The sequence below is a fragment of the Streptomyces sp. JH34 genome, assembly GCF_029428875.1.
In the GTDB taxonomy this organism is placed as follows: Bacteria; Actinomycetota; Actinomycetes; order Streptomycetales; family Streptomycetaceae; genus Streptomyces.
Genome location: NZ_JAJSOO010000001.1, coordinates 5,749,358 through 5,774,604, shown reverse-complemented (window position 1 = coordinate 5,774,604; position 25,247 = coordinate 5,749,358). Strand labels below are relative to the sequence as shown.

Here is a 25,247-nt window from a genome sequence, read left to right as displayed (position 1 = left end):
CAGGTCGGCACGCCAGGCCCGGAGGCCCCGGGTCAGCCCGCCAGCACGTCCAGGGCGCGGTCGACGTCGGCCTCGGTGTTGTACAGGTGGAACGCCGCCCTCAGGTTGCCCGCGCGGGCCGACACGACCACCCCGGCCGCCGCCAGGTCGGGCTCCCGGCCGCCCAGCCCGGGGACGGCGACGACAGCGGAGGCACCGGGCACCGCCTCGTGGCCGAGCGACGCCAGCCCTTCCCGGAAGCGGGCGGCGAGACCGGTTGCGTGTGCGTGCACGGCGGCGATCCCGACCTCGGCCAGCAGGCGGAGCGACTGCTCGGCCCCGTGGTAGGAGAGGAAGGAGACCGGCTCGTCGAAGCGCCGGGCCTCGGCGGCGAGGCGTTCGACCGGACCGTAGACACTGCCCCAGGAGTCCTCCGCCGCCGCCATCCCCGGGAACAGGACGGGCAGGGTCTCCTGCGCCTCCTCGGTCACGGTCAGGAAGGACGTGCCCCGGGGGCACATCAGGAACTTGAAGCCGCCGGTGACCGTGTAGTCGTAGGCGCCGGCGTCCAGCGGGAGCCAGCCGGCGGACTGGCTGGCGTCGAGCAGCGTGCGGGCCCCGTGCGCGGCGGCGGCCGCGCGGATCGCGTCCAGGTCGGCGACGCGCCCGTCGGCGGACTGGACGGCCGAGAGGGCGACGACCGCGGTCCCGGGCCGGACGGCATCGGCGAGTTCGGTCAGCGGGACGTAGCGCGTCCTCAGGTCGCCGCGAACGGCGAAGGGACTGACGACCGAGCTGAACTCCCCCGTGGGCGCGAGCACTTCGGCGCCCGACGGGAGTGAGGCAGCCACCAGCCCGACATGGGAGGCGACGGAACCGCCCACGGCGACCCGGCCGGGGCCGACTCCGACGAGCCGGGCGAACTCGCCCCTCGCCGCCACCACCGTCGCGTGGTCACCCGCGCCCTGTCGGCGTCCCGTCGCGTTGTCGTCGACCAGCGCCTTGACGGCGTCGGCCGCCCTGCGGGGCAGCAGCCCGCAGGTCGAGGTGTTGAGGTAGGTGGTTTCGGATGCGAATTCGCTGGCCCTGACCCGGTCGATCGCAGAAGTCTCCATGCGGGACAGCGTGACTGCCGCTCAACCTCACGTCAATCACGTAAGTTTGAGCGGCACGCCCAAGAATTCCTTATACGCGCTGGTCGCGCGAGCTCGCCTCGGGCACTTCGCAGGAGCCGTCCGCGTCGCAGGCCGCCGCGTCGCCACCCACCTGCGTGAGGCCGGGGACCTCGCGGTCCTTCCACGCCTGCTCCAGGGCCTGGGCGAAGACCTCCGCGGGCTGCCCGCCGGAGATGCCGTAGCGCCGGTCGAGCACGAAGAACGGCACGGCGTTGGCACCCAGCTCGGCGGCCTCGCGCTCGTCGGCCCGCACGTCGGCGGCGTACGCCTCGGGGTCGGCCAGCACCGCACGCGCCTCGTCGGCGTCGAGGCCCGCCTCGACGGCCAGGTCGGCCAGCACCGCGTCGTCGAAGACGGAGCGCTCCTCGGCGAAGTTCGCCCGGTAGACGAGGGTCAGCAGCTCCTCCTGGAGCCCGCGGGCCTTGGCGAGGTGGAGCAGCCGGTGGATGTCGAAGGTGTTGCCGTGGTCGCGCCCCTCGGTGCGGTAACCGAGCCCTTCGGCCCGCGCGTTCGCCGCGACGTTGGCCTCCATCCCCCGGGCCTCCTCGGTGGTGCGGCCGTACCTCAGCGCCAGCATGTCGATGACCTGCTCGGTGTCGCCCTTGGCGCGGCCCGGGTCGAGCTCGAAGGAACGGTGGACCACCTCGATCTCGTCGCGGTGGGCGAACCCGGCCAGCCCCTTCTGGAAGCGGGCCTTTCCGACATAGCACCACGGGCAGGCGATGTCGCTCCATATCTCGACGCGCATGACTCTTCTACTCTCCCACTCCGGTTCGCACGGGACGGAGGAACCCTCCGTGCGTCACTCAACCTTCCGCTGCCGTTCAGGATTCCCGAGGCCGGGGCGGGGCCACACACGCGTGTCCTTACGAGGCTGCCCGGGGACGGCAGCCCGTCGTGACGAGCATAAGGGAACGGCGCACGCGCGGTGTGGACGAAGATCATCAGGAAGGTGAACGGCGCGCCGGAACGTCACCGGGGCCTCGGCGCAGGCCTCGTACCGAGTGCCGGTGCGCAGGCAAAGCTGTCCGCGCCGGCACGGGCCCTGTCGGGGCGCCACGCACCCAGGGCCCGCGCCACCGCCCCCCATGCGGTGGGGACTTCGGGTACCGAACGCTGTCGTATGATCCGTTGAATGGCCGCTCCGCGATGGTGCGGCCTGACGGCCACGCAGCTTGCAGCGCGGGTGGCCCGCTCTCCACGAAGACACCCCGGCCCCGTCCGAGAACCGGGCGGTAGCAGTGCGTTCCGGCAGGGTACCCAGGAGGAATCCGCTCAGTGCAACCCCTCACCGACTCAGATCCGGCCCGGATCAGTCGCTACCGTCTCGCCGGCCGCCTCGGGGCGGGAGGTATGGGCTCCGTCTACCTCGGCAGCACACCCGGGGGCCGACCGGTCGCCATCAAGGTCATCGGTGACCAGTTCCAGTACGAGGAACAGGCGCTGGAGCGGTTCCGCCGCGAAGTGGGCACCTTGCGCACCATGCGCAGCGCCTACAGCGCTTCGCTCATCGACTCCGGTCTGGACGCCCCGCCGTACTGGTTCGCCACCGAGTACGTGCCCGGCCGGACCCTGCACTCCGCCGTGCGTGCGTCCGGCGCGCTGCCCGCCCAGCTCTGCCTCGGTCTCATGGCCGCGCTGGCCGAGGGGCTGTCGGACATCCACGTCCACGGAATCCTGCACCGGGATGTGAAGCCGCAGAACATCATCCTCTCTCCGGTCGGCCCGCAGCTCATCGATTTCGGCATCGCCCGGGAAACCGGGCAGGCCGCTCTGACCCAGGTCGGCCACACTGCCGGGAGTCCGGGGTTCACCTCCCCCGAGGCGCTGCAGGGAGAGGAAGTCGGCGTCGCCGCCGACGTCTTCGCGCTGGGTGCCACCCTGGCCTTCGCCGCCACCGGCCGCCCCCCGTACGGTGACGGATCCTTCCCGGCAATCGCCTACCGCACCGTGCACGGCGACATCGACCTGGGCGGGGTCGACGCCGGACTGGCCGAAATCATCACGGCCTGCGCACAGCGGGACCCGGCCCGGCGGCCGGCGCCTGAGGAGATCGTGGAGATGTGCCAGTCGCACACCTCCCTGGCGAATGATCCGGCCTACCGACGGATCGCCGCCGCCGACCCGACGGACGGCCTGCCTGTTCTCCCCCCTGCCCCCACGGTCCTGGACTCCCCTTCGGATTCCCCGGGCGTCACACTCGCGGTGGCTCCGACACACCCGGCCACCGCCCGTACGGCACCTACCCCTCCTCCGGGGCCGACGGCAGTGCAGCCGACCGACATCGTGGCGGCGTCCCCCCGGCCAGCGCCCCCCGTCGTGCCGTCCGGCGAGGCCGGCGGAAACCGTCGGCGGCGACGCAGGATCGCCGGGGCCGTGGCCGCTGTCGCGGTGGTGTGCGCGGTCGGCGCGACCCTGCAGGTGCTCCAGCCCTGGCATGGCACGGAGGGGACCGACGGGACGAAGGCAGGGGCGAAGGCAGGGGCGACGCCGTCGGAGACGGCGGCCGCAGCCCCGGGCGACAACGCGGAGGCGCCGGCTGGCAGCGTTCCGGAGGCCGAGAAGGAAGAGGAACTGCCCGAGGAACGGGTGATCGACTCGCCGATGAGACTGCAGCCCGGTGAGGAGATCTCCGCGGCCAGGATCCGGCTGGTCTTCCAGCGCGACGGCGGTCTTGTCGCCTACGACGAGGCGAACCAGGCGCGCTGGGACACCTGGGCCAGCGGCCCCGGCACACGAGCCGACTTCCAGCCCGACGGAAACTTCGTCCTCTACGACGCGGAGGACCAGGCCGTGTGGGCGAGCCAGACCGATGGGCACGAGAACGCGGTGCTGAAACTCCAGAGCGACGGGAACATCACCGTCGTCGACGGTGATGTCGTCCTCTGGGCCGCGGGAACGAATCACTGACGCGAGGGACGCCCGGGCCGCGGCACTCCTCGGAGTCCTCGCCGGCGGACCGGAGCACGTGGGACGGCCGCGCGCCCCGCTCCGCGTGGTTCGCGCCGCCGGGAACCGACCCGCGACGGCGTACACGGGCGCACCGAGGACAGGCGGGTGCAGCTCGCTCATGACCTCCGAGCGGGGGCGCGGATCCGGGAGGGTCCGCGCGCCCCGCGGGTGGATGGCTCCGTCAGCTGCCGTCGCGCAGGTCACCGGGCGCAGAGGGCCGGAAGGCGATCCGGTCGAACGAGGCCGTGCAGCCCTCGCCCGTCGGCGACTGGACGAGGAAGCCGATACGGGCGGCCGCCCGCTCCTCCTCCGTGCCGAGGGTGAACACGCGGACGAACGTCCATCGTTCGCCGTCCGCCGAGGCGTGGAAGGCGAAGGCACCGCCGGTGCGGCTGATCCGCAGCCAGCAGCTGTCCCCCTCCACCACGGCCGAGTTCACGTCGTCGGACTGCCCGCGAGTGACCACGGTGCAGACGGTCGGGCGTTCGGGGGAGAGCTCCAGGCAGAGTTTCGCCCACTCCCGCTCGCCGACATGGAGGTAGAGCACCCCCGCGTCGAAGGCGGCGGCGAAGCCGACCTTCACCCGTGCGATCAGCTGGAAGTCGCCCTCGGGCGCCGCGCCCAGCAGACGCGGCGCGTCGGAGGCGGGCTCCTGCGCGTCGCCCCCCGGCGGGACGAAACGGTCCTGCTTCGGGCCCGCCGTGCCTCTCAGCGCGCCGTCCTCGTACACCCATCCGCCCTCGGGCCCGAGGGGCTCCAGGGGGAAGGGGAGCTCGTCGATCCGCAGCGCCGTCATACCGGGCGCCCGTCGACCCGGCGCGGCAGGTTCTGCGGGTTGTCCTCGCGGAGCTCCGCCGGCAGCAGCGCCTCGGGCGTCGACTGGTAGCTGACGGGACGCAGCCAGCGCTCGATCGCGGTGGCACCGACCGAGGTGGAGGTGGACGTGGTGGCCGGGTAGGGGCCGCCGTGGTGCTGGGCGGGAGCGACGGCGACGCCGGTCGGCCAGCCGTTGACCAGGACGCGTCCGGCCACCGGGGTGAGTTCGGCCAGCAGTCCGGCGGCGCTGCCGTCGGCCTCCTCCGTGGCGATGTGGAGGGTGGCGGTGAGGTTCCCGGGCAGGCGGGAGAGCACGGCGGTGACCTCGTCGGCGGAGTCGTAGCGGGCCACGACGGTGACCGGGCCGAAGCACTCCTCCAGGAGCGCGTCGTGCGGCCCCTCCTGGGCCAGCCGCCGGGCCGGCACCGTGAGGAAGCCCGCGGAGACCGTGTGCTCGCCGCCCGCACCGGGGGTGACGGGGGCCTCCACGTCGGGGAGCGCCGCCCGTTCGGCCACTCCGTGGACGAAGGCGTCACGCATCCGGTGGTCGAGCATGACCCCGGCGCCCGTGCCGCTCACCGTCTCGGTGAGCGACTTCAGCAGCTGGTCGCCCGCCTCGCCGGAGGGGGCGAACACGAAGCCCGGCTTGGTGCAGAACTGCCCCGCGCCCATGGTCATCGAGCCGCCGAGCCCGGAACCGATCTGCTCGCCGCGTTCGGCGGCGGCCGCCTCGGTGACGACGACGGGGTTGAGCGAACCGAGCTCACCGTGGAAGGGGATCGGCGTGGGCCGGGCTGCCGCCGCGTCGAACAGGGCGCGGCCGCCGCGGACCGAGCCGGTGAATCCGGCGGCGGAGACGAGCGGGTGCTTCACCAGCTCGACACCCGCCTCGAAGCCGTGGACCACGGTCAGGACGTCCTCGGGCAGCCCGTGCCGGGCAGCGGCCCTGCGCAGGAGCGAGGCGCAGATCTCCGAGGTCGCGGGGTGGTCGGGGTGCGCCTTGACGACGACCGGGCAGCCCGCGGCCAGCGCGCTCGCGGTGTCGCCGCCGGGGACGGAGAACGCGAGCGGGAAGTTGCTGGCGGCGTAGACGGCGACGACGCCGAGGGGGATCTTGTAGCGGCGCAGGTCCGGCCAGGGCGGGGTCCGGCTGCCGTCCTCGTGGTCGATGTGGATGTCGAGGTAGGCGCCCTCGTCGACGACCTCCGCGAAGGCCCGCAGCTGGGCGGCCGTGCGGGCGAGCTCACCGGTGAGCCGGGCGGGGCCGAGCGCGGTCTCCGCGTCGGCGGCCTCGATGACGTGGTCCCGGGCCTCGGCGAGCAGGTCGGCCGCGGTGCGGAGGAACGCGGCGCGCACGGTGCGGTCGGCCAGCGCCCCGCGGACGGCGTGCGCCGCCCGGACCGCACGGTCGACCTCCTCCGCTGTAGCCTCCACCGCAACCTGCTCACGCGGGTTCCCCGTTCGGGGGTCGACGCTCCAGACTGGTGCTGCTGCCACCGTGTTTCCTTCCGGTCCACTGCCACACAGGAGAAGTTGTTCGGTATTCTGAACAGCGTTCCTGAACGTGAATACACGGGAACTCTATTTCCGGGCGCTCAGTGTTGGCAAGAAGTCACAGGGTCGTACAAGAAGGTCGGAAGGGGCATCAGGGATGTCGGTTGGCGAGTCCGGTGGGGCACAGGTCAAGTCCGCTGTAAGGACGGTGGAGCTCCTCGAATACTTCGCGGGGCGCCCCGGCATGCACTCGCTGGCCGCCGTGCAGGAGGCCGTCGGCTACCCGAAGTCCAGCCTCTACATGCTGCTGCGCACCCTGGTGGAGCTCGGCTGGGTGGAGACCGACGCCACGGGCACGCGCTACGGGATCGGCGTGCGGGCCCTGCTCGTCGGCACCTCGTACATCGACGGCGACGAGGTCGTCGCCGCCGCCCGGCCCACTCTGGACCGGCTCTCCGACGACACCACGGAGACCATCCACCTGGCCCGGCTCGACGGGACGAACGTGGTGTACCTCGCCACCCGGCAGTCCCAGCACTACCTGCGCCCCTTCACCCGCGTCGGCCGCCGGCTGCCCGCGCACTCGACCTCGCTCGGCAAGGCGCTGCTGGCGACCCACAGCGACGAACAGGTCCGCGCGATGCTGCCCGAGACCCTCCCGGCGCTGACGGAGCACACCCTCACCGACCGCGAGGAGCTCATCGAGGAGCTGCACGTCATCCGCGAGCAGGGGTACGCCGTGGACCGCGAGGAGAACACCCTCGGGCTGCGCTGCTTCGGGGTCGCGATCCCGTACCGCACCCCCTCGCGCGACGCGATCAGCTGCTCGGTGCCGGTCGCCCGGCTCACGCCGGCTCACGAGCAGATGGTCAAGGACGCCCTGTTCGACGCCCGTGACCGGCTCACGCTCGCCACCCGCAGGCTCTGAGCACCCATCGGCGGTAGCCCGGCGGACCGAGGGCCTCTCCGCCGTGCGGCGGAGGCGGATCGTCACGGCGCAGGAGGTGCGGGCGGGCGCCGCGCGGCAGCGTGGTCGGCATGACACAGACACCGCTCGCATCCCCCGTCCATGACACCCTGCCTTCCGTACGCACGCGGCGGACCCGGGCGCTCCTCCGCCTCCTCGCGATCGTCTCCTGCCTGCCCTACCTGTCGCTCAAGGTCGCCTGGCTCGCGGGGAGTCAGGTCGGTATCCCGGACAGCAGCCCTCTGCTGGACGACCGCACCACGATGGCCGTGGCGAACGGCGCGACGGTACTGATGGACGGCAGCGTGATCGTCCTCGCCCTGCTGCTCACGCAGGCCTGGGGCCGTCGCGTCCCCGCCTGGCTCCTCGTCCTGCCCCTGTGGACCGCGAGCGGACTGCTCCTGCCGATCATGACCGGCTTCCCCCTGCAGCTGCTGGTCGGCGCCCTCGCCGGGCGGGCTCCGGGCGCCGCGGACTCGCGTTCCTTCCTGGACGACTGGGTGTTCGCCGTCGTCTACCCCGGTTTCATCGTCCAGGGACTGGCGCTCGGCACCTTGTCCGCCCTGTACGCGCGGGACCGCTGGGGCCACCTCTGGCAGGGCACCCTGCGCGATCTGCCCCCGAGCCCCACCGGGCCCGCCCTGCGTGTCGCCGCCGTCGTCTCCTCGCTGCTCGCCGTCGTACCCGTCGCGATGCATCTGGTCTGGGCCTCGGGTTCGACGGCAGGGCTCGACAGGACCCGGATCGCGGAGCGCACCGAGGACTTCTACGCGCTCCAGGCGCTCGACGCCCTCTTCGTCGTCGCCGCCACCGCGGGGGTGCTTCTGCTCGCCTTCCGCCGCACCGGTGGGCTCTCCCTCAAGGTGCCGCTCGCGCTGGCCTGGGCCGGTTCCGGGGCGGTGGGCTGCTCGGGAGCCTGGCTGAGCCTCGCTTCACTGGCCCGCGTCGACGACCTCGCGGACCGGCCCACGGCCGCCATGGGCCTGACCTACGCTGTGCAGATGCTGATCGGGATGCTCGTCGTCACCCTGGGCGCGTACTTCTTCTCGGAACGTGCGGCGGCGGCGAGGACGACCGGCGTCCGCGCGTGACCGTGCTCCTCGGACGCCGGGCACGGCTGCGCTGGCTGCACCTGATCATCGGTGGCGCACTGCTGATGCCGTACTTCCTGGTCGGCGTGGTGCTCGTCGGTTCGTACCACCACGGAACGGACGTCTTCTCCTCGCCCGCCGACCAGCTCACCGCGTTCGCGTTCGCGCTCCCGACGGCAGCGGTCACCGGCCTCTTCCCGCTCGTGCGCCCGTTGTCCGCGGCCGCGGCCCGCTCCCTGTGCGGGGTCCCGGCGCGGGCGCTCGCCGACGGTCCCGCCAGGACCCGGCAGGCGCGGGTCAGGGCCGCCGGCTGGTTCACCCTGCACGTGGCGCTCGGCGGTGTCGTCAGCGGGCTGACGCTCGCGCTGCCCCCGTTCGCGGTGGGCGTCATGATGCTGCCGTTCTCCCGGGCGGTCCGGGAATCGCGGACACTCGCCCTGCCCGAAGCGCTGGACCGGCCCTGGTTCCTCGCCCTCGCACCGTTCGCCGGGCTCGCGATGCTGGTGGCCCTGGCCGGCTGCGCGGCCGCGGCCGGGGCGGTGCTGGCCGGGCGGGCACCGGTGCTGCTGGGGCCCACGCCGGACGACCGGCTGGCCGCCGCGGAGCGCAGGGCGGCCGGTCTGGCGGTACGCAACCGGATCGCCCGGGAGCTGCACGACTCGGTCGGCCATGCGCTGAGCGCGGTCACGCTCCAGGCGGGTGCGGCCCGCAGGGTGCTGGAAAGCGACCCCGCGTTCGTCCGGGAGGCCCTGACGGCCATCGAGGCGACGACCCGTCGCACGGTCGGCGAACTCGACGCGGTGCTGGGCCTGTTGCGGGAGACCGAGGACCAGGGGTACGACGAGGAGGGCCCTCACCGCCCTACCCTCGACGCCCTGGACGGGCTGCTCGCGCACTGCGGGATTCCCGTGGAGTGCACGCGGCGGGGCGAACCCGGGTCGGTACCGCCGGCCGTGTCGAGGGAGGCCTACCGGATCGTGCAGGAGGGCCTGAGCAACGCGCTGCGGCACGGTGACAGCGGTACGCGGGTGGATCTCCGGATCACGGCGGACACTCGCGGAGTGGAGATCACGATGGACAGTCCGCTGCCCGGCCGGGCAGCGGTGGCCCGCCCCGGGGGCGGGCGCGGACTGCGCGGCATCGCGGAACGGGCCGCGCTCCTGGGCGGCACCGCCCACTGGGGGCCGGACACCGGCGGCGTGTGGCGGCTCGCCGTCCGCCTCCCCGCGCACCGCCCCGGACAGGAGCACCGATGAGCGACGGCACGGTCCGTATCGTCATCGCAGACGACGAACGTATGGTCCGCACGGCACTGCGCGTGATCCTGGACGCGGAGAGCGGTCTGGAGGTCGTCGGCGAGGCCGCCACGGGCGCCGAGGCGGTGTCCGTGGTGCGTGAGCTGCGGCCCGATGTGGTGCTGATGGACGTGCGCATGCCGGAGACCGACGGGATCCGCGCCACCGAACGGATCCTCGCCACCATGGACGCTCTCCCGCGGATCGTCGTCGTCACCACCTTCGAGAACGACTCCTACGTGTACGACGCCCTGCGCGCCGGGGCGGCCGGCTTCCTGCTGAAACGCGCGGCGGCCGAGGACCTGGTGCAGGCGGTGCGGCTGGTCGCCCGCAGCGACTCGCTTCTCTTCCCCGCCGCGGTGCGCGGTCTGGCCGCCGAGTGCGGCAGACGGGCCGCGCCGGCGCCGGCCTGGGTGAACCGGCTGACCGGGCGGGAGGCGGACGTGCTCCGGCTGATGGCGGCGGGCCTGACCAACGCGGAGATCGCCGGACGGCTGGCGGTGGGGCCGGCCACGGCGAAGACGCACGTGGCGGCGGTGCTCGCCAAGACCGGCGCCCGGGACCGTACGCAGGCGGTGATCGCGGCGTACGAGTCGGGGTTCATCACTCCCGGGTGAGCCCGCCCCGCGCGTGGGGACGAGCCGGGCCCGCGCGTGAGAAACCGGTGAGAAGGAACACGAACGGGAACGTCGCCGCCGTCCCCGTTCGTCCCTCCAGCGGGATGAACAAGACGATCAGGCGCGCTTCGGTCTTCTGTCTGCTCATGGTGCTCGCCCTGCTGGTGCGGGCGACGTGGGTCCAGGCGTACGAGGCACGGGCGCTCGCAGACGACGAACACAACCGGCGGAACACCATCGCGCAGTACGCGCGGCCGCTCGGTGACATCATCGTGGCCGGTTCCCCGGTCACCGGTTCGAAGGAGACGGACGGCGACGACCTCCGCTACAAACGCACCTACACCCGGGGCGATCTGTACGCGGCGGTCACCGGCTACAGCTCGCAGGCCTACGGAGCCACCCAGCTCGAAGGCATCTACAGCGATGTCCTCGACGGCACCGACGACCGGCTGAAGGCCCCGGCCGATCTGCTCACCGGCGAGCAGACGGACCCCGGCGACGTGCTGACGACCATCGACCCGGACGTGCAGAAGGCGGCCTACGAGGCGCTCGGCGACGACCGGGGGGCGGCGGTCGCGATGGACCCGGAGTCCGGGCGGATCCTGGGGATGGTCTCCTCCCCCTCGTACGATCCCTCCGACATCAGCGGGACCGGGGACGGCGACGCCTGGCAGAAGCTTCTCGCCGACACGAGCAAACCGCTGGTCAACAGGGCGCTGCGGCAGCCGCTGCCGCCAGGCTCGACGTTCAAGCTGGTGGTGGCCTCGGCGGCGCTGGAGAACGGCCTGTACGGCTCGGTCGACGAGCCCACCGACAGCCCCGACCCGTACACCCTGCCGGACACGAGCACGGTCCTGTCGAACGAGAACCCCTCGGCGCCCTGCGAGAACGCCACACTGCGCACAGCCCTCCAGTACTCCTGCAACAACGTCTTCGCGAAGGTCGCGGCCGATCTGGGCCAGGACAAGCTGAAGGCGATGGCGGACGCCTTCGGCTTCGACACGGAGGAGCTGGACGTGCCGGTGCGGGCGTCGCAGAGCGTGTACCCGACCGGGATGGACAAGGCGCAGACCGCGCTGACCGGCATCGGGCAGTTCGAGGTGACCGCGACCCCGATGCAGATGGCCATGGTGTCGTCGGCCCTCGCCAACGGCGGTGAGCTGGCCTCACCGCACATGGTCTCGAAGGTGACGGACTCCGAGGGGTCCACGCTGCAGGAGTTCCCGGACGGCGACACCGAGCGGGTCGTGAAGGCCTCGACGGCCAAGCAGCTGCGGAGCGCCATGGTCACCGTCGTGGACGAGGGGACCGGCAGCAACGCGAGGATCGACGGCGCCGAGGTGGGCGGCAAGACGGGGACCGCGCAGAACGGTGTGGACAACAGCAACACCCCGTACGCCTGGTTCACCTCGTACGCGAAGGACGACTCGACCGGCAAGCAGGTCGCGGTCGCGGTGGTCGTCGAGGACTCGGGGGCGGCCCGTTCGGAGGTCAGCGGGAACGGCCTGGCGGCGCCGATCGCGCAGAAGATGATGAAGGCGGCCCTGAAGCGGTGAGACCGCACCGCTGCCACCGGCCGGCGGGTCCGGTGGCAGTGGGGCGGGTGCGCCTACCTCACTCCGAGCAGCTGCTCGATCGGATCGATGGCGAAGTACACGGCGAACAGGGCCGCGGCGCCCCAGAGCAGCCAGTGGACCTCCCTGGCCCTGCCGAGGACGGTCTTGAGCACCACGTAGGCGACGAAGCCCGCGCCGATGCCGTTGGTGATCGAGTAGGTGAACGGCATCACGGCGATCGTGAGGAAGGCCGGGACGGCGATCTCGTACTTCTCCCAGTCGATGTGCCGCACCTGTGCCATCAGCATGAAGCCGACCGCGACCAGGGCCGGCGCCGCCGCCTGCGCGGGGACGATCGTGGCCAGCGGGGTGAGGAACAGCGCCACCGCGAAGAGGCCGCCGGTGACGAGCGAGGCGAAGCCCGTACGGGCGCCCTCGCCGACGCCCGCGGCGGACTCGACGTAGGAGGTGGCGGACGACGCGGAGGCCGCGCCGCCCGCGACGGCCGCCGCACCGTCGATGAGCAGCACCCGGCCCAGGTGCGGCACCTTGCCGTCCTCGTCGAGGAGTCCCGCCTCGTGGGAGACGCCGACGACGGTGCCCATGGTGTCGAAGAAGTCGCTCAGCAGCAGGGTGAAGACCAGCAGCATGATGGTGAGGACACCGACGTGCTGGAACGCCCCGAAGAGGCTGAAGGAGCCGATCAGCCCGAAGTCGGGGGCCGCCAGCAGGTCGTCGGGGACGGCGGGCACGGTCAGGCCCCACGCGGTGGGGGCGATGTCGGCGACCGCGTCGATGACGATCGCCGCGACGGTCGTCACGACGATGCTGATGAGGATGGCGCCCTTGGTCCTGCGGGCGAGCAGCGCGACGGTGAGCAGGACGCCGAGACAGAAGACCAGGACCGGCCAGCCGGAGAGGTGCCCGGTGGCGCCGAGCTGGACGGGGACGGATCCGGTGTCACCGGGGATGCGGGTGGCGAATCCGGCGTCGATGAAGCCGATGAACGCGATGAAGAGGCCGATGCCGACGCTGATGGCCTGTTTGAGGGCCGCCGGGATCGCGTACATGATCGCCTCGCGGAGCCCGGTGACCACCAGCACGCAGATCAGCAGGCCTTCGATGACGATGAGGCCCATCGCGTCGGGCCAGCTCATCAGCGGGGCGAGTTGGAACGCGGTGACGGCGTTGATGCCGAGGCCGGCCGCGAGGGCGAGCGGGAGATTGCCGCCCAGCCCCATGACGACGGTCGTCACGGCGGCCACCAGAGCGGTTGCGGTGACGAGTTGGGGTGCGGAGAGGTGGTTGCCGAACTTGTCCTCGGCCGAGCCGAGGATGATCGGGTTGAGCACCAGGATGTAGGCCATCGTGAAGAAGGTGGCGAAGCCGCCGCGTATCTCGCGTCCGAAGTCGGAGCCGCGGGCGCTGACCGAGAAGAAGCGGTCGACCGCACCCGGGCGGCCGGGCTTCGGGGGCGCGCCCTCCGGGGACACCGCGGGCGCGGGGACCACGGCGTCCTCGGTCCCGCGCACGGGCGCGGTGGGGTCAGGTCTGTCCGGCATGACACTCCTCCTGGTGTAGGGATCTCGGTGTACGGATCTCGGTGTGCGGATCACGCGGTGGTCAGCCGGATTGTTCACCGGCCACGGGGATTTCGGGTTCTCGCCGTGTCGAGTCCGGGACGGCGCACGGCCTTGCCTGAAATGCCCAGGGGCGCCGCCGGCCCTCCGGCAGTGGCGCGAAAGGAACGTACACAGGGATGCGCGTGCCGTCACTCCCCCGGGCGTCCGGTCCTTCACCCGGCGCAAGGGGGTTCAGGTTTTCGCCGTGTTACGCCTTACTGGGAGGCGCACACGCGTCGAAGCGCTTCCGGGGTGCTCATTGGTACGCTCGCGCCCCGCGAACGGAGTTGGGAACGTACACAGCCCGTTCGAGCGCGCAGGGATCCCCGTGCAGAGAAGAGGTACCCGTGGGCACAGTCGTGGATGATGCTGCTGCCGCCGAGTTCCGTGCGTTCTTCGAGGCGCACTACGCCGAACTCGCGCGGCTCGCCCATCTGCTGACGGGCGAGGCCGATGCGGCGGACGACCTGGCGGCCGACGCGCTCATGGCGCTCTGGCACCGCTGGGACCGGGTCAGGGGGGCCGATCACCCGGCGGCGTACGCCAGGGGGGTCGTCGCCAACCTGGCCCGTACACGCATCCGCAGCGCGGTGCGTGAGCGCCGGAGGATCGCCCTGTTCTGGGCGCCCCGGGGGGCCGGGGACGGCTATGCGGCCGACGGGCCCGACGTGTCGGCCGTGGTGGACGTCCAAGGGGCCCTGCGCCGACTGCCGTTCCGCAAGCGCGCGTGCGTCGTGCTGCGGCACGCCTTCGACCTGTCCGAACGGGACACCGCTCTGGTCCTCGGGGTCTCGGTGGGTACGGTGAAGAGCCAGACCTCGCGCGGTGTGGCGGAACTCCAGCGGCTGCTCGGACCCGGGACCACGGCGGCACAGGTACAGGTGGCGGCCGCCGGGCAGCGCACCGGAGGAAGGCAGTGATGGACGAGGACCTGCGGGAGCGCCTGCGCGCGGCCGCCGCTTCGCACCGCCCCGACCGGGCGCGGATGCTGGCCCGGCTCGAGCGCGGCATGGCGGAGGAACCGCCGGCCCGCGCCGCGCGCGCGCCTCGGACGGCGATGCCGTGGCTGCGGGTGGCCGGTGCGACCGTGGCGGTGTGCGGGGTGCTGACGGCCGGTGCGTTCGCGGTGACGTCCGCCGGCCGGGAGGAGCCGGAGGGCGGGCAGCAGGTGGCCGCGGGCCCCGCGTCGCCGGGCCCCGCGTCCCCCGGCACCGTGCCGTCGTCCCCGGACAGGGGCGGCGCGCTGCCCGCGGGGAAGGGCCCCCTGTGGTCGGACGGTTCGCTGGACCCGGACAGCAACAGCTACTGGGCGCAGAGCGAGGTGACGGTGAAGACGACCGCGCCGCTGTCCACGCTCACCGTCGAGCTCCGGATCGCGCTCAACGGCGGGGTGAACACCACCGGATCCTGGCGCTCCCTGCCGGAGGGGGAGTTCGCGTCCTCGGCACGCGAGGAGGACGGCTTCCTCGTCTACCGCTGGTCCCTGAAGCCGGGACGGAGCGTGCCGGCGGGTACGCACACCTTCGCGGGGCAGTACAACCACACGGAGGGCGACCGCGACACCGGGCGGGACGACTACACGGCACGCGCGCGTGCGGCGGGTGAACAGGTCGCGGTGGGCGGGGACTTCACGCGGACGCGTTGAGCGCACGGCGGCGGTGGCAGGCCGGCGGGCCCGCGCGGAAAAAAGAGACCGCGGACACGGCAACCCTTTCCGGGGCGGCGGCGACCCAAGAGCGCGACACACTCCCCCACCCCCTAGGAAACGGGACCACAGACATGAGCGAACGAGCGCACACCCACCGGCGCAGGCCCGGCAAGCGCCGTATGGCCGCCGCCCTCACCGCGGCCCTGGGTCTCACCGGCGCCGCTCTGGCCACCAACGTGATGCTGCAGCCGGCGGGCGCGGCGACGGCCGCGGTACCCGCCTGGCCCAGTGCCACCGGCAAGCAGGCCGTCTCGAAGACCATCGAGGTCTCGGGGACGTACGACGGATCGCTGAAGCGCTTCTACGGGAGCGGCGACCTCGGCGGGGACGGCCAGGACGAGGGCCAGGACCCGATCTTCAAGCTGGCCGACGGAGCCACCCTCAAGAACGTCATCCTGGGCTCGCCCGCCGCCGACGGCGTGCACTGCTCCGGCAGCTGCACCATCCAGAACGTCTGGTGGGAGGACGTCGGCGAGGACGCCGCGTCCTTCAAGGGCACGTCGACCGGATCCGTCTACACGGTGTACGGCGGCGGCGCCAAGAAGGCCTCCGACAAGGTCTTCCAGTTCAACGGCGCGGGCAAGCTGGTCGTCACGAAGTTCCAGGTGGCGGACTTCGGCAAGCTCGTCCGGTCCTGCGGCAACTGCTCCAAGCAGTACAAGCGCGAGATCATCGTGAACGACGTCGACATCACGGCGCCGGGCAAGTCCCTGGTCGGCATCAACACCAACTACGGGGACACGGCCGCGCTGCGGTCGGTGCGGATCCACGGTGACAGCAGCAAGAAGATCAAGCCGTGCGTCCGCTACACCGGCAACAACACCGGTGCGGAGCCGAAGGAGACGGGCAGCGGCCCGGACGGCACGTACTGCCGCTACACCGCGTCGGACCTCAGCTACGACTAGGAGGTAGCGGTGCGGGGGCGCGGACACCGTGGTGTCCGCGCCCCCGCGTCATGTCCGCCGCGCCCCGGTCAGCCGGTCCGCGCCCTCGGGGAGCGTGCGGAGCCGCATGGTGCCGGCGCTGCTCCGGGCCCGGCCGGTCGCGTCCCGGGCCCCGTCCGGTCTCAGCCGAGCCAGACGTCCAGCCAGGTGTACACCTCGGCCTGCATCGCCGAGGTGAAGGCGTGGCCGGTGTCGGGCCACACGCGGGTGGTCAGCCGGTCGCCCGCTCCCTGCGACTCCCAGACCGCGCGCAGCGTGGCGTACGCCGACTCCACCCCCGCCTCCGGGAAGAGGTGGTCCCTGCCGCCGGCGTGGAACAGCGCGGGCTTGGGGGCGGCGAGCGACGCCACGTCCGGGATGTCGAGCCGGCGGTGGAAGGCGGGGAGCACCCGCCGGGTGATCCCCAGGTTCACGCGCGGGGGTGCCAGTCGCCGAGCCAGTCGGCCGGGGTGTGCGCGCGGGCCTCGGACGCGGTGAGCTGCGGGCGGTTGCCGGGGACGGTGACGCGCGCGCCGGGACCGGTGTTGCGGTACTCGGCGAAGCGCTGGTCCTGCCAGGGGAAGCCCGCGGACATCGTGCCGTACGGCGTGACCGCGTCGACGCCGGCGCCGAGGTGGCTGTCGCGGACGGTCAGCATCGGGTGTGCGGTCAGGTCGGAGGAGGGCACCCAGGGGCGGGCCAGCTTGTAGTACGCGTCGGGGGCGGTGCTGGTGACCCGGGAGCGCAGGACCAGGTAGCCGCGCGGGTTGGCTCCGGCGGTGCTGGGCGCGAAGACGAAGCCGTAGGGGGCGGAGGCGAGGTCGGTGCGGTTCAGGGCGCGGAAGTGGCAGCCGTCGAAGACGGCGGTGGCGCGGCCGAAGACGAAGTCGACGTCGCCCTCCACGTAGCAGTCGCGGTAGTACTGGCGGGCGAAGGCGGTGAGGGCGGAGGAGTCGGCGTACAGGGTGTCCTGGTGGCCGAGGAAGCGGCAGCCGTAGAAGGCCGAGCGGTCGCCCTGCACCTTGATCGCGACGGCCTGGGTGCCGGTGTACTCCGGGTTGTCGGAGCGCAGCCAGTCGTTGGCGAAGGTCACGTCGCGGGCGGTGAAGTCGGCGGCCTGCACGGTGACCGTGGCCGATCCGCTGGTGCCGTGGGTGCCGGAGCCGTCGGGCTTGGGCGTACCGGCCGCGTTGTCGTGGACGATGACGGTGTCGCGGGGGTCGCCGCTCGCGCCGATCAGCGTGAGCCCGGCCCGGTCCGCGGTGACGAGGACCGTGCCGCGGTAGGTGCCGGGGGCGAGGACCAGGGTGTGGCCGGTTCCTGACGCGGCCTCGACGGCGGACCGCACGTCGGTGTGGTCGCCCCTGCCGTGGGGGTCGACGTACAGCGTCAGGGCGTCGAGCCGGCGGGAGGGCGAGCCGTAGCGGCCGAAGGGGCGGGCGCGGGCGGGCCGTGCGTGGGCGGCGGGTGTGCCGAGGGCGAGGGCGGCGCCCGCCCCCGCGAGCAGGGTCAGCGCGCTGCGTCTGCTGGGCATGGCGGTACTCCTTCTGCGGGGATGGTGGGGCCGGAGCGGCGCTCTCCGGGGTGTGGGAGAGCGTGCGGTGCCGCTCCGGCCGGTACGGGGGTGGGTCAGCGGACCAGCGGCTTGCCGGCGCCCGCTCCGAGGCCCACCAGGAGCGGGACGACGAGGGGGTGGCTGACCTCGGTGCGCAGCGTCGGGGTCCAGCCGGCGCCCTCGGTGAGCTGTTCGGCGGGCACGCCCGCGTTGTGGACGGCGATCAGGTCGGTCTTGCGCCCGTTGACGTAGTTGTTCCCCGCCGTGAGGGAGGACTCGGACCACTTCTTCAGGATCTTCGCCCGGTCGAAACCGGATCCGAGCGTGAACGCGTTGGACTCGGCGACGAGCTTGGACTCGGCACCGATGCCGTAGGTGTAGCCGTAGGCGGCGCCCGTCGTGGCGACGAAGTGGTTGTTGTACGAGTCGACCTGCCCGAAGCGGACTCGGGGCGCGCGCTCCTTCACGTCCTTGAAGAGGTTGTGGTGCAGCGTGACGCGGAGCTTGCCCCGGTCGCTCGCGCCGGCGCCGTCGCTGTTGCCGATGAGCATCGTCTTGTCGTGGTCCTTGAGGACGTTCCACGAGACGGTGACGAGGTCGGCGCCGCGCACGATGTCGAAGAGGCCGTCGTGCTGCTGGTAGATCTGGCCGAAGTAGGAGGGCTGCCCGGCGTCGGGCCGGTCGCCGTCGCTGAACGTGTTGTGGTCGACCCAGACGTGCCTGGAGCCGTACACGACGAGGTTGTCGTACTCGGAGTTCCAGGCGCCCTGGTCACCGTCGGTGGGGTCCCACTGGGGGAAGCAGTCGTAGGTGTCCTCGAACGCGATGTTGCGGACGATGACGTTGGAGACGTTCTTCACCTGGAGGCTGGCGCCGACGATCGTGGCGTCCCTGCCGACGCCTACGAGCGTGGTGTTGGAGGGGACGTTGACGTTGACCGCCGCCGCCTGCAGCTTCGCGGACGCGGCCCGTGCGTCCTCCAGCGGGCCCGCCGGGACCTCGTCCGTGCCCCATACGGCCGGGTCGTAGGCGGCGAGGTACTTCTCCAGGGTGTAGCCGTCCTGCTGGTACGCCTCACAGCCGATCGGAGTGCCGGCGGCGTCGGAGTTGCCGTGGACGGTACCGGCGATCCTGACGATCTTGGGCGCGTCCCCCGCGTCCTCGAAGGCGGCGATGAGCTCGGCCCGGTTGGTGACGGTGTACACGTGCTCCGGGGTGGCGGCCGCGCCGCCGGTGGTGGAGCCGTCGGCGGAGGCCCAGCCGTCACCGGCGGGGAGGACGGAGCGCTCGATGCCCCTGCCGTGGTGGGTGGCGGCCTGGGCGGGGACGCTCACGGCGAGGGCGAGCGAGGTGACGCCCGTCACCACGGCGATGGCGCGGACGTGTCTCATGCGTGCGGGCATGGCTGATCCTTGTCTGTCGTACGCGGAAGGTGCTCGGGTGAGCGGGGGAAGGCGGCGCCCGGGAGGTGCGGAGGGGATCAGGCCTGCGGCCAGGTGATCCACGAGCCGGGCACCGGCTCGTCGAGGCGGCGCAGGTCGCGCGGGGCGAGCGTGCGCGCGTCCCGCAGGGCGCGGGCCGTGGTCCTGGCCACCTCGACGGCTCCGTCGGGCCGGAAGTGGGTGTTGTCCTGCTTGCCGTCGGGGTAGTTCGGCGACTCGCCGGGCTCCAGCCAGTTGAAGTACGCCAGGGTCCCGTCGGGGCCGAGCTCCTGCCAGCGGGCGAGGGAGAGCGCCTGCAGGTCGAGCAGGGTGACGCCCTCCTCGGAGGCCAGCGCGCGCATGGCGGCGGGGTACTCGCCGTGGGTGGGCTTCGCGGTGCCGTCGTCGGCGAAGCGGCGGCGCTCGACCGGGGTGAGCAGGACGGGCTCCGCGCTCCGGGACCGGGCGCCCTCGACGTACTGGCGCAGGTACTCCTGGTAGGTGGTGTACGGGTCGGTGCCCCGGGCGGGGTCCTCGGTCTTCTCGTCGTTGTGGCCGAACTGGATGAGGACGAGATCGCCCGGGCGGACGCCGTCCAGCAGGGCGGTGAGGCGGCCCTCGTCGATGAAGCTCTTGGAACTCCGTCCGTTCACCGCGTGGTTGGCCACGGTGAGGGAGCGGCCGAGGAAGAAGGGCAGGGCCATGCCCCAGCCGGTCTCGGGCGCGGCGCCGGCGTACTTCTGCGCAGCCGTGGAGTCGCCCGCGATGTGGAGCGTCCGGGGCCGGGGCCTGCCCCCGCCACCGTGGGCGAGTGCGGGGGTGGCGCTGAGGGCGAGGGGCAGCGCGAGGAGCGCGGCTGCCGTCCGTCTGCGGGTGAGTGACACAGGATGACTGCCTCTCTCGGAGGACACGCGGGAGGTGGTGCGTGGGAGGGGGACCGGCGGCGGGGTGCGACCCGGACCGCCGCCGGCCCCCCGGTCATCGGGGTGTCGGCCGTGGTGACGACCGGGTCAGCCGTTGCCCAGTTCCTTCCACTCCTTCTGGGCGGCGTTCAGCTCGTCGGCCATCTTGTCAAGGAAGGCCTTGGCCGTGACCTTGCCGAGGAGCAGCTTCTGGAACTCGGGCTCGTTGTCGGCCTTGCTGATGTTGTTCCAGTCGGGCAGGTAGTACGGCAGGTCGACGATCTTGGTGGAGCCGTCGGTGAGTGCCTTCGCGGCGAGCGCGGTCGGCTCGGACTCGGAGATCCACGGGTCCTTGGCCGCCTCGGTGTTGGCCGGGATGGCTCCCGCGGACTCGTTCCACTTGCTGTTCGACTCGTGGGAGGCGGCGAACTCGATGAACTTCCAGGCCGCGTTCTTGTTCTTGCTGGACCGGAACAGGCCGAGGCCGTCGACGGGGTTGGAGACCTGGACACGTGTGCCGCCCTCGCCGATGGGCGCGGGTATGCCGGCGAACTTGTCCTCGCCCAGCGCCTTCAGGTGGTCCTGGTAGGAGCCGAGGTTGTGGCTGAGCATCCCGATGGTGCCGGTGTCCCACTGGGCGACCATCTTGGTGAAGTCGTTGTTGACGTCGGCGGCCGGTGTCGTCTTCTTGAAGAGGGCGGCGTACTTCTCCAGCGCGGCGACGTTCTTCGGGTCGTTGAGGGTGGTCTTCTCGCCGTCCCAGAACTCCGTCAGCCCGGTCTGGCCGTAGATCGCGTCCAGGGCCTGGGCGATGGAGCCCGCGCCGCCGCGGATCGTGTAGCCGAACTTGTTGCTCTTCGCGTCGGTGAGCTTGTCGGCGGCCTCGTAGAACTTGGGCCAGGTGGTCGGCGCCTCGAGGCCGGCCTGCTCGAACAGGTCGGTGCGGTACCAGAGCGCTCCGTTGTTCGCGGAGGTCGGCACGGTGTACATGTCGTCCCCCCGGCCGGCCGCGGATCTGACGCTCTCGACCATGCTCTCGACGAGTTTGCCCTTCAGCGGTGACTTGTCCAGCCGCTTGCTGATCGGCGCCAGGGCTTCCTGGGACACCATGTTGGCGAGGTACGCGGTGCCGACACCGCCCACGTCGGGCAGGCCGCCGCCGGCGATGGCCGTGTCGTACTTGGACTGGACGTCGGCGATCGGGATCGGGACGTACTTGACCTTGATGTCCGGGTTCTTCTTCTCGAAGTCCTTGATGATCTCGGTCCATATGGCGGTGCGCGGGCCACCGTTGTTGTCCCAGAAGGTGATCTCGCCCTTCCCGCTGCCCTCCGTGCCCGAGCTGCTGCCGTCGTCACCGCAGGCGGTGGCACCGAGCGCCAGGACCGCGGTGAGGGACACCGCGGTCGCGGCGCGCCCCCGGAGCGTCTTCGAGATGTTCATGTCGGCTCTTCTCTCTCGGAATCTGTGCGCGAACGTGGGGGGAGGTCAGTGGTGTGCGCGGTGCGGGCCGGCCGCCCGGCGATGCGGTGGGCATGACAAAGACGGCGGCGAGTGGGCCGTGGACGGTGTTCTCGCTCTGGTGCGCTCGGTACGGAGGTGCGTCATTGCGGCTCCCATACAGCGGTGCGGGGTCAGACGGTGCGAGGTCTTCCGGTGGTGCGGAAAGCGGTGAAGCCGGCTGTTCCCGAGGGCCCGTCGCCGGCCGGGGCGGTGGCGAAGAGGCCGAGCAGCGCGCCGACCCAGCGCCACGGGGTGGCGGCGAAGACCTGGCCGGACGCGCGGAAGCCGGTCCCGTCGCCGGTGTCGGCGTAGAAGCGGCAGCGGGCGCCGCGGGTGACCTCGATCCGGACGCGGACCGACGCCCCGGGCGCGGGGCGGGGGTGTCCGGCGTCCCGCTCGTGCTCGGCGACGGACTCGGCGTACCGGTGCACGAGCCTGGCCTCACCGTCTGCGCCGGCCTCCAGGCCGATCCACGAGAAGGCGTCACCGAGCACGGCGAGGCCGGCCTTGGCCCCCGGTTCGGCGGTGTCCAGCGTGATGCCCACCTCGACGGTGAACTCCTCGGCGGGCAGGCGCTGCACGAGGACGTTGGGCAGGGCGCGCAGGTCGTGGGCGTACGCGGTCCGTACGCAGCTGAGGCGGAGCCCGTCGCCCGCGTGACCGACCGTCCAGCCGGTCCGCGGGTTGGCCGTCCACTGCCACTGCCGGCCGTGGCGCCCGCCGGGGAAGTCGTCGCTGGAGGCCGGTGCCTCCGCGGGCTGCTCGGGGGCTTCCGGGCGCCGGTGCCTCAGGACGGGCTCGCCCTCGTCGCCGATGACCGGCCAGCCCCCCTCCCAGCGCATCGGCTGGAGGTGCACCACACGGCCGTACGCCCCGCGTGCCTGGAAGTGCAGGAACCAGTCCTCACCCGCGGCGGTACGGACCCAGCCGCCCTGGTGGGGACCGTTGACGTCGGTGCTGCCCTGGGCGAGGACGACCCGCTCCTCGTAGGGACCTTCGAACGTCCGCGAGCGGAAGGCGCCCTGCCAGCCGGTCTCCACTCCCCCGGCGGGGGCGAAGATCCAGAACCAGCCGTCGTGCCGGTAGAGCTTGGGGCCCTCCAGGGTGAACCAGCCCGGGATCGTGTCGGCGTCGACGAGGGTCGTGCCCTCGTCGAGCAGCTCGCGTCCGTCGGGGCTCATCCGGTGGCCGGTGAGGCGGTTCTTGACGCCGGAGCGGGACTTGGCCCAGGCGTGCACCAGATAGGCCTCGCCCGTCTCCTCGTCCCACAGGGGGCAGGCGTCGATCAGCCCCTTGCCCGCCTTGACCAGGTGCGGCGCGCTCCAGGGGCCGCGGATGTCCTCGGCGTTGATCTGCTGGATGCCGTGGTCGGGGTCGCCCCAGAAGATCCAGAAACGGCCGGCGTGATGACGCAGGGAGGGTGCCCACACCCCGCAGTCGTGGCGGGGCACCGCGAAGTCGGCGTCCGGACCCGGCCGTTCGAGGGCGTGGCCGAGGAGGGTCCAGTTGACGAGGTCGCGGGAGTGCAGCAGGGGCAGCCCGGGGGCGCGGCCGAAGCTGGACGCGGTGAGGTAGTGGTCGTCCCCGACGCGGACCACGTCCGGGTCGGACCAGTCGGCGTTCAGGACCGGGTTGCGGTAGGTGCCGTCCCCGAGGTCGGCCAGCCAGGGCGCCGTCATGCGGCGACCGCCTTGCGGACGTGGGCCGCGGCGGCGTCCCGGTCGAGGCGCCCGTCGGCGACGACGGTGACGACCCGGCGCACGACGGTGGCCCCGGCGGCGACGGGAAGACGGCTCTCGGCGGCGAGGGAGGAGCCGACCCCCGGGTACTCGGTGGTCCGTACGAACCAGGGGTCGCGCCGGGTCTCGTCGGTCGCGCCGGCGAAGACGAGCGTCCAGCCGTCCCCGGCGAGCGCCAGCCAGTCGGCGGTCCTGCCGTGCACGGCCTCCTCGCCGTCGAGCGTTCCGCTGAACACGGCGGGCGGTGCCGCCTCCTTGGGTGCGCGCCAGAAGAAACCGCCGTACCCGGCACCGGGGCGGCCGTTGGTGGCGGGGCTGCCGATGGACAGGTCCGTACGGCCGCGGTTGGTGAGGGAGAAGGAGAAGTCCAGCGCCCACGCGCGGTCGGACAGCCCGGTGACGGCGACGGTGCGGTGCTCGCGCAGCAGCTCGGTGCCGTCGGCCTCCCAGCTGAGTTCCTCCACGAAGCCGTCCGGGTCGCGCAGCTTCCAGCCGAGGTGGCGCTGCGTGCCGTGGTTGTCGAGCTCGGTGGGGCCCTGGTCCCGGACGTAGGTGCGCCCGCCCCAGAAGTTGTGTCCGGCGACGTCGGGCACCGCGACGGAGGCGCCCAGGTGGTGGAGGTGGTCGGCCGGGCGTTCCTCGGTGACGGGTGTGCCGGCGAGGGTGGTGACGGGGTGCAGATAGGGCCGGCCGGCCGTCCCGGGCCGGTAGCCGTAGCGGCCGACGGGGCGTCCGGCGCAGCTGAGGAGTGCGGTGGTCATGGTGTGCTCACCTCGCTGGGGCGCGCCCAGGAGGCGCCTAGTTCGGAGAAGAGGGTGAGGGTGTCGGCCGCGGTGGCGACGGTCCCGTCGATGCCGTGCACGACGCGGCGTACGCCGTCGCCCCGGTCTGCGGGCCTGGTGTGCCAGGCGGTGGGGGGCAGCGCGGTCGGCTCGGGGGCCGTGCGCACCGCCTCCAGGACCCGCATGAACGCGCCGGTGCGCTCCGGTGGCACGAGGAGCGCGGTGCCGTGTTCCAGGTGGTCGACGAGGTTCTCCAGGAGGTCGGTCCGCCCGTGCACCGCCTCCTCGGGGCCGTGTCCGGCGCGCTGGACGAGGACCCGGTCCTGCTTGTACCAGAAGGTGATGCGGCCGCGGTCGCCGTGGACGATGACGTACGGCTCGCCGGCCTCCTCGGCGCACAGGGTGACGGCGGCGGTGACCGGCAGACCGCCGGTCGTGGTGATCCGGACGCAGCTGGTGTCGTCGGACTCGATGTCGTGGGCCCTGAACAGCTCGGTCTCGATGGACTGCACGTCCTCGGCCCTTCCCCGGCCGGCGAGTTCGAGTGCGGTGGCCACGGCGTGTGCGAGGGGGTTGGTGAGCACCCCGTCGACCACGTCGGTCCCGTTCATCCTGCGGCGCCCGGCCCAGGGCGCCCGCCGGAAGTAGGCGTCGTCGCGGACCCAGGCTCCGGCCGCGCCGACGCCCCGGACGGAGCCGATCGCGCCGGATTCCATGAGGTCCCTGACCGCCGCGACGGCGTGGGAGCCGAAGGACTGGAAGCCGACCTGGCAGGCGACGCCCGCCTCGCGCACCCCGTCCGCCATGCGGGCGTAGTCGTCCCAGGTGGCGGCGGGCGGCTTCTCCAGGAGCAGGTGGACGCCCCGGGCTGCCGCCGTCAGGGCCAGCGTGGTGTGCGTCGGGATGGGGGTGCAGATGATGGCGGCTCGCGCGCCTGTGGAGTCGAGGAGGGCTCCGAAGTCGGAGGACTGCTCCGGCATCTCCCCGGCGAACAGGTCCAGTTCGGCGTCGGTCAGCGGGTTCAGTTCACAGATTCCGGCCAGCCTGACGAGGCCCTGGTGCTGGAGTCGCCGGACGTTGGCGAGGTGCCAGCGGCCGTGGCCGCGGGCTCCGGCCAGGACGACGGGTACGGGGGTGGTCGCGCTCATCG

At 72.5% G+C, this 25,247-nt stretch carries 22 protein-coding genes; 9 read left to right on the top strand and 13 right to left on the bottom strand.

Annotated features, from left to right (window positions below; genetic code table 11):
• Nucleotides 1–32: 32 nt before the first annotated feature.
• Complete coding sequence (locus tag LWJ43_RS25870; protein WP_277334600.1) at nucleotides 33–1,094, bottom strand: aminotransferase class V-fold PLP-dependent enzyme; 1,062 nt, start codon at nucleotides 1,092–1,094, stop codon at nucleotides 33–35.
• Between the two features lie 70 nt (nucleotides 1,095–1,164).
• Nucleotides 1,165–1,902: a DsbA family oxidoreductase gene (locus tag LWJ43_RS25865; protein WP_277334599.1), complete on the bottom strand. Its 738-nt coding sequence runs from the start codon at nucleotides 1,900–1,902 to the stop codon at nucleotides 1,165–1,167.
• A 530-nt stretch (nucleotides 1,903–2,432) separates the two neighbouring features.
• On the opposite strand from LWJ43_RS25865, the gene LWJ43_RS25860 reads away from it, so the two are divergent.
• Nucleotides 2,433–4,064: a protein kinase domain-containing protein gene (locus LWJ43_RS25860; protein WP_277334598.1), complete on the top strand. Its 1,632-nt coding sequence runs from the start codon at nucleotides 2,433–2,435 to the stop codon at nucleotides 4,062–4,064.
• A gap of 223 nt (nucleotides 4,065–4,287) precedes the next feature.
• Here the strand turns inward: LWJ43_RS25860 and LWJ43_RS25855 are convergent, their stop codons facing one another.
• A complete protein-coding gene (locus LWJ43_RS25855; protein ID WP_277334597.1) occupies nucleotides 4,288–4,902 on the bottom strand; it encodes a DUF1349 domain-containing protein in 615 nt (204 codons plus the stop codon).
• Nucleotides 4,899–6,419 carry an aldehyde dehydrogenase (NADP(+)) gene (locus LWJ43_RS25850; protein ID WP_277334596.1) on the bottom strand — a complete coding sequence of 507 codons (1,521 nt, stop codon included), beginning with the start codon at nucleotides 6,417–6,419 and terminating at the stop codon, nucleotides 4,899–4,901. The genes LWJ43_RS25855 and LWJ43_RS25850 overlap by 4 nt, the downstream gene beginning before the upstream one ends.
• A gap of 154 nt (nucleotides 6,420–6,573) precedes the next feature.
• Here LWJ43_RS25850 and LWJ43_RS25845 point away from each other — a divergent pair, with 154 nt between their 5' ends.
• The 5 genes from LWJ43_RS25845 (at nucleotide 6,574) to LWJ43_RS25825 (ending at nucleotide 11,942) form a co-directional block, all read left to right on the top strand.
• Entirely contained in the window at nucleotides 6,574–7,344 is a 771-nt protein-coding gene (locus tag LWJ43_RS25845) for an IclR family transcriptional regulator (protein WP_277334595.1), read from the top strand.
• A gap of 110 nt (nucleotides 7,345–7,454) precedes the next feature.
• On the top strand, nucleotides 7,455–8,474 hold the full coding sequence (locus tag LWJ43_RS25840) for a hypothetical protein (RefSeq protein ID WP_277334594.1): 1,020 nt from the start codon (nucleotides 7,455–7,457) through the stop codon (nucleotides 8,472–8,474).
• Complete coding sequence (locus LWJ43_RS25835) at nucleotides 8,471–9,730, top strand: sensor histidine kinase (protein WP_277334593.1); 1,260 nt, start codon at nucleotides 8,471–8,473, stop codon at nucleotides 9,728–9,730. The genes LWJ43_RS25840 and LWJ43_RS25835 overlap by 4 nt, the downstream gene beginning before the upstream one ends.
• Nucleotides 9,727–10,386: a response regulator transcription factor gene (locus LWJ43_RS25830; RefSeq protein ID WP_277334592.1), complete on the top strand. Its 660-nt coding sequence runs from the start codon at nucleotides 9,727–9,729 to the stop codon at nucleotides 10,384–10,386. The genes LWJ43_RS25835 and LWJ43_RS25830 overlap by 4 nt, the downstream gene beginning before the upstream one ends.
• Before the next feature lie 104 nt (nucleotides 10,387–10,490).
• Nucleotides 10,491–11,942: a peptidoglycan D,D-transpeptidase FtsI family protein gene (locus tag LWJ43_RS25825; RefSeq protein ID WP_277334591.1), complete on the top strand. Its 1,452-nt coding sequence runs from the start codon at nucleotides 10,491–10,493 to the stop codon at nucleotides 11,940–11,942.
• Nucleotides 11,943–11,995: 53 nt separating this feature from the next.
• Here LWJ43_RS25825 and LWJ43_RS25820 read toward each other — a convergent pair whose 3' ends face one another.
• Nucleotides 11,996–13,504, bottom strand: coding sequence for an NCS2 family permease (locus LWJ43_RS25820; protein ID WP_277334590.1), 1,509 nt, complete (start codon nucleotides 13,502–13,504; stop codon nucleotides 11,996–11,998).
• A 407-nt stretch (nucleotides 13,505–13,911) separates the two neighbouring features.
• Between LWJ43_RS25820 and LWJ43_RS25815 the strand changes: the two genes are divergently transcribed.
• From LWJ43_RS25815 to LWJ43_RS25805, 3 genes are all read left to right on the top strand, one after another.
• Nucleotides 13,912–14,484, top strand: a complete 573-nt coding sequence (locus LWJ43_RS25815) for a SigE family RNA polymerase sigma factor (RefSeq protein WP_277334589.1) — start codon at nucleotides 13,912–13,914, stop codon at nucleotides 14,482–14,484.
• Nucleotides 14,484–15,209, top strand: coding sequence for a hypothetical protein (locus tag LWJ43_RS25810; protein ID WP_277334588.1), 726 nt, complete (start codon nucleotides 14,484–14,486; stop codon nucleotides 15,207–15,209). The genes LWJ43_RS25815 and LWJ43_RS25810 overlap by 1 nt, the downstream gene beginning before the upstream one ends.
• 134 nt (nucleotides 15,210–15,343) lie before the next feature.
• Nucleotides 15,344–16,177: a pectate lyase gene (locus LWJ43_RS25805; RefSeq protein ID WP_277334587.1), complete on the top strand. Its 834-nt coding sequence runs from the start codon at nucleotides 15,344–15,346 to the stop codon at nucleotides 16,175–16,177.
• Nucleotides 16,178–16,338: 161 nt separating this feature from the next.
• Here the strand turns inward: LWJ43_RS25805 and LWJ43_RS25800 are convergent, their stop codons facing one another.
• From LWJ43_RS25800 to LWJ43_RS25765, 8 genes are all read right to left on the bottom strand, one after another.
• Entirely contained in the window at nucleotides 16,339–16,629 is a 291-nt protein-coding gene (locus LWJ43_RS25800; protein WP_346771994.1) for a dienelactone hydrolase family protein, read from the bottom strand.
• Nucleotides 16,626–17,729: a pectinesterase family protein gene (locus LWJ43_RS25795; protein ID WP_277334586.1), complete on the bottom strand. Its 1,104-nt coding sequence runs from the start codon at nucleotides 17,727–17,729 to the stop codon at nucleotides 16,626–16,628. The genes LWJ43_RS25800 and LWJ43_RS25795 overlap by 4 nt, the downstream gene beginning before the upstream one ends.
• Nucleotides 17,730–17,824: 95 nt before the next feature.
• A complete protein-coding gene (locus LWJ43_RS25790; protein ID WP_277334585.1) occupies nucleotides 17,825–19,153 on the bottom strand; it encodes a pectate lyase family protein in 1,329 nt (442 codons plus the stop codon).
• 77 nt (nucleotides 19,154–19,230) lie between these two features.
• Nucleotides 19,231–20,055 (bottom strand): rhamnogalacturonan acetylesterase, encoded by an 825-nt coding sequence (locus LWJ43_RS25785; protein WP_277335993.1) that lies wholly within the window; start codon nucleotides 20,053–20,055, stop codon nucleotides 19,231–19,233.
• Between the two features lie 126 nt (nucleotides 20,056–20,181).
• Nucleotides 20,182–21,516: an ABC transporter substrate-binding protein gene (locus LWJ43_RS25780; RefSeq protein ID WP_277334584.1), complete on the bottom strand. Its 1,335-nt coding sequence runs from the start codon at nucleotides 21,514–21,516 to the stop codon at nucleotides 20,182–20,184.
• 191 nt (nucleotides 21,517–21,707) lie between these two features.
• Complete coding sequence (locus LWJ43_RS25775) at nucleotides 21,708–23,255, bottom strand: glycoside hydrolase family 43 protein (protein ID WP_277334583.1); 1,548 nt, start codon at nucleotides 23,253–23,255, stop codon at nucleotides 21,708–21,710.
• Nucleotides 23,252–24,076: a DUF6807 domain-containing protein gene (locus tag LWJ43_RS25770; protein WP_277334582.1), complete on the bottom strand. Its 825-nt coding sequence runs from the start codon at nucleotides 24,074–24,076 to the stop codon at nucleotides 23,252–23,254. Before LWJ43_RS25770 ends, LWJ43_RS25775 begins: the two co-directional genes overlap by 4 nt.
• Complete coding sequence (locus LWJ43_RS25765; protein ID WP_277334581.1) at nucleotides 24,073–25,245, bottom strand: Gfo/Idh/MocA family protein; 1,173 nt, start codon at nucleotides 25,243–25,245, stop codon at nucleotides 24,073–24,075. Before LWJ43_RS25765 ends, LWJ43_RS25770 begins: the two co-directional genes overlap by 4 nt.
• Nucleotides 25,246–25,247 lie beyond the last annotated feature (2 nt).

Excerpts from the sequence above, each read along its gene's own strand:
- LWJ43_RS25870 (WP_277334600.1), bottom strand. The coding sequence starts at position 1,094 with ATGGAGACTTCTGCGATCGACCGGGTCAGGGCCAGCGAATTCGCATCC.
- LWJ43_RS25865 (WP_277334599.1), bottom strand. The coding sequence starts at position 1,902 with ATGCGCGTCGAGATATGGAGCGACATCGCCTGCCCGTGGTGCTATGTC.
- LWJ43_RS25855 (WP_277334597.1), bottom strand. The coding sequence starts at position 4,902 with ATGACGGCGCTGCGGATCGACGAGCTCCCCTTCCCCCTGGAGCCCCTC.
- LWJ43_RS25845 (WP_277334595.1), top strand. The coding sequence starts at position 6,574 with ATGTCGGTTGGCGAGTCCGGTGGGGCACAGGTCAAGTCCGCTGTAAGG.
- LWJ43_RS25840 (WP_277334594.1), top strand. The coding sequence starts at position 7,455 with ATGACACAGACACCGCTCGCATCCCCCGTCCATGACACCCTGCCTTCC.
- LWJ43_RS25830 (WP_277334592.1), top strand. The coding sequence starts at position 9,727 with ATGAGCGACGGCACGGTCCGTATCGTCATCGCAGACGACGAACGTATG.
- LWJ43_RS25825 (WP_277334591.1), top strand. The coding sequence starts at position 10,491 with ATGAACAAGACGATCAGGCGCGCTTCGGTCTTCTGTCTGCTCATGGTG.
- LWJ43_RS25820 (WP_277334590.1), bottom strand. The coding sequence starts at position 13,504 with ATGCCGGACAGACCTGACCCCACCGCGCCCGTGCGCGGGACCGAGGAC.
- LWJ43_RS25810 (WP_277334588.1), top strand. The coding sequence starts at position 14,484 with ATGGACGAGGACCTGCGGGAGCGCCTGCGCGCGGCCGCCGCTTCGCAC.
- LWJ43_RS25805 (WP_277334587.1), top strand. The coding sequence starts at position 15,344 with ATGAGCGAACGAGCGCACACCCACCGGCGCAGGCCCGGCAAGCGCCGT.
- LWJ43_RS25795 (WP_277334586.1), bottom strand. The coding sequence starts at position 17,729 with ATGCCCAGCAGACGCAGCGCGCTGACCCTGCTCGCGGGGGCGGGCGCC.
- LWJ43_RS25790 (WP_277334585.1), bottom strand. The coding sequence starts at position 19,153 with ATGCCCGCACGCATGAGACACGTCCGCGCCATCGCCGTGGTGACGGGC.
- LWJ43_RS25780 (WP_277334584.1), bottom strand. The coding sequence starts at position 21,516 with ATGAACATCTCGAAGACGCTCCGGGGGCGCGCCGCGACCGCGGTGTCC.
- LWJ43_RS25775 (WP_277334583.1), bottom strand. The coding sequence starts at position 23,255 with ATGACGGCGCCCTGGCTGGCCGACCTCGGGGACGGCACCTACCGCAAC.
- LWJ43_RS25770 (WP_277334582.1), bottom strand. The coding sequence starts at position 24,076 with ATGACCACCGCACTCCTCAGCTGCGCCGGACGCCCCGTCGGCCGCTAC.
- LWJ43_RS25765 (WP_277334581.1), bottom strand. The coding sequence starts at position 25,245 with ATGAGCGCGACCACCCCCGTACCCGTCGTCCTGGCCGGAGCCCGCGGC.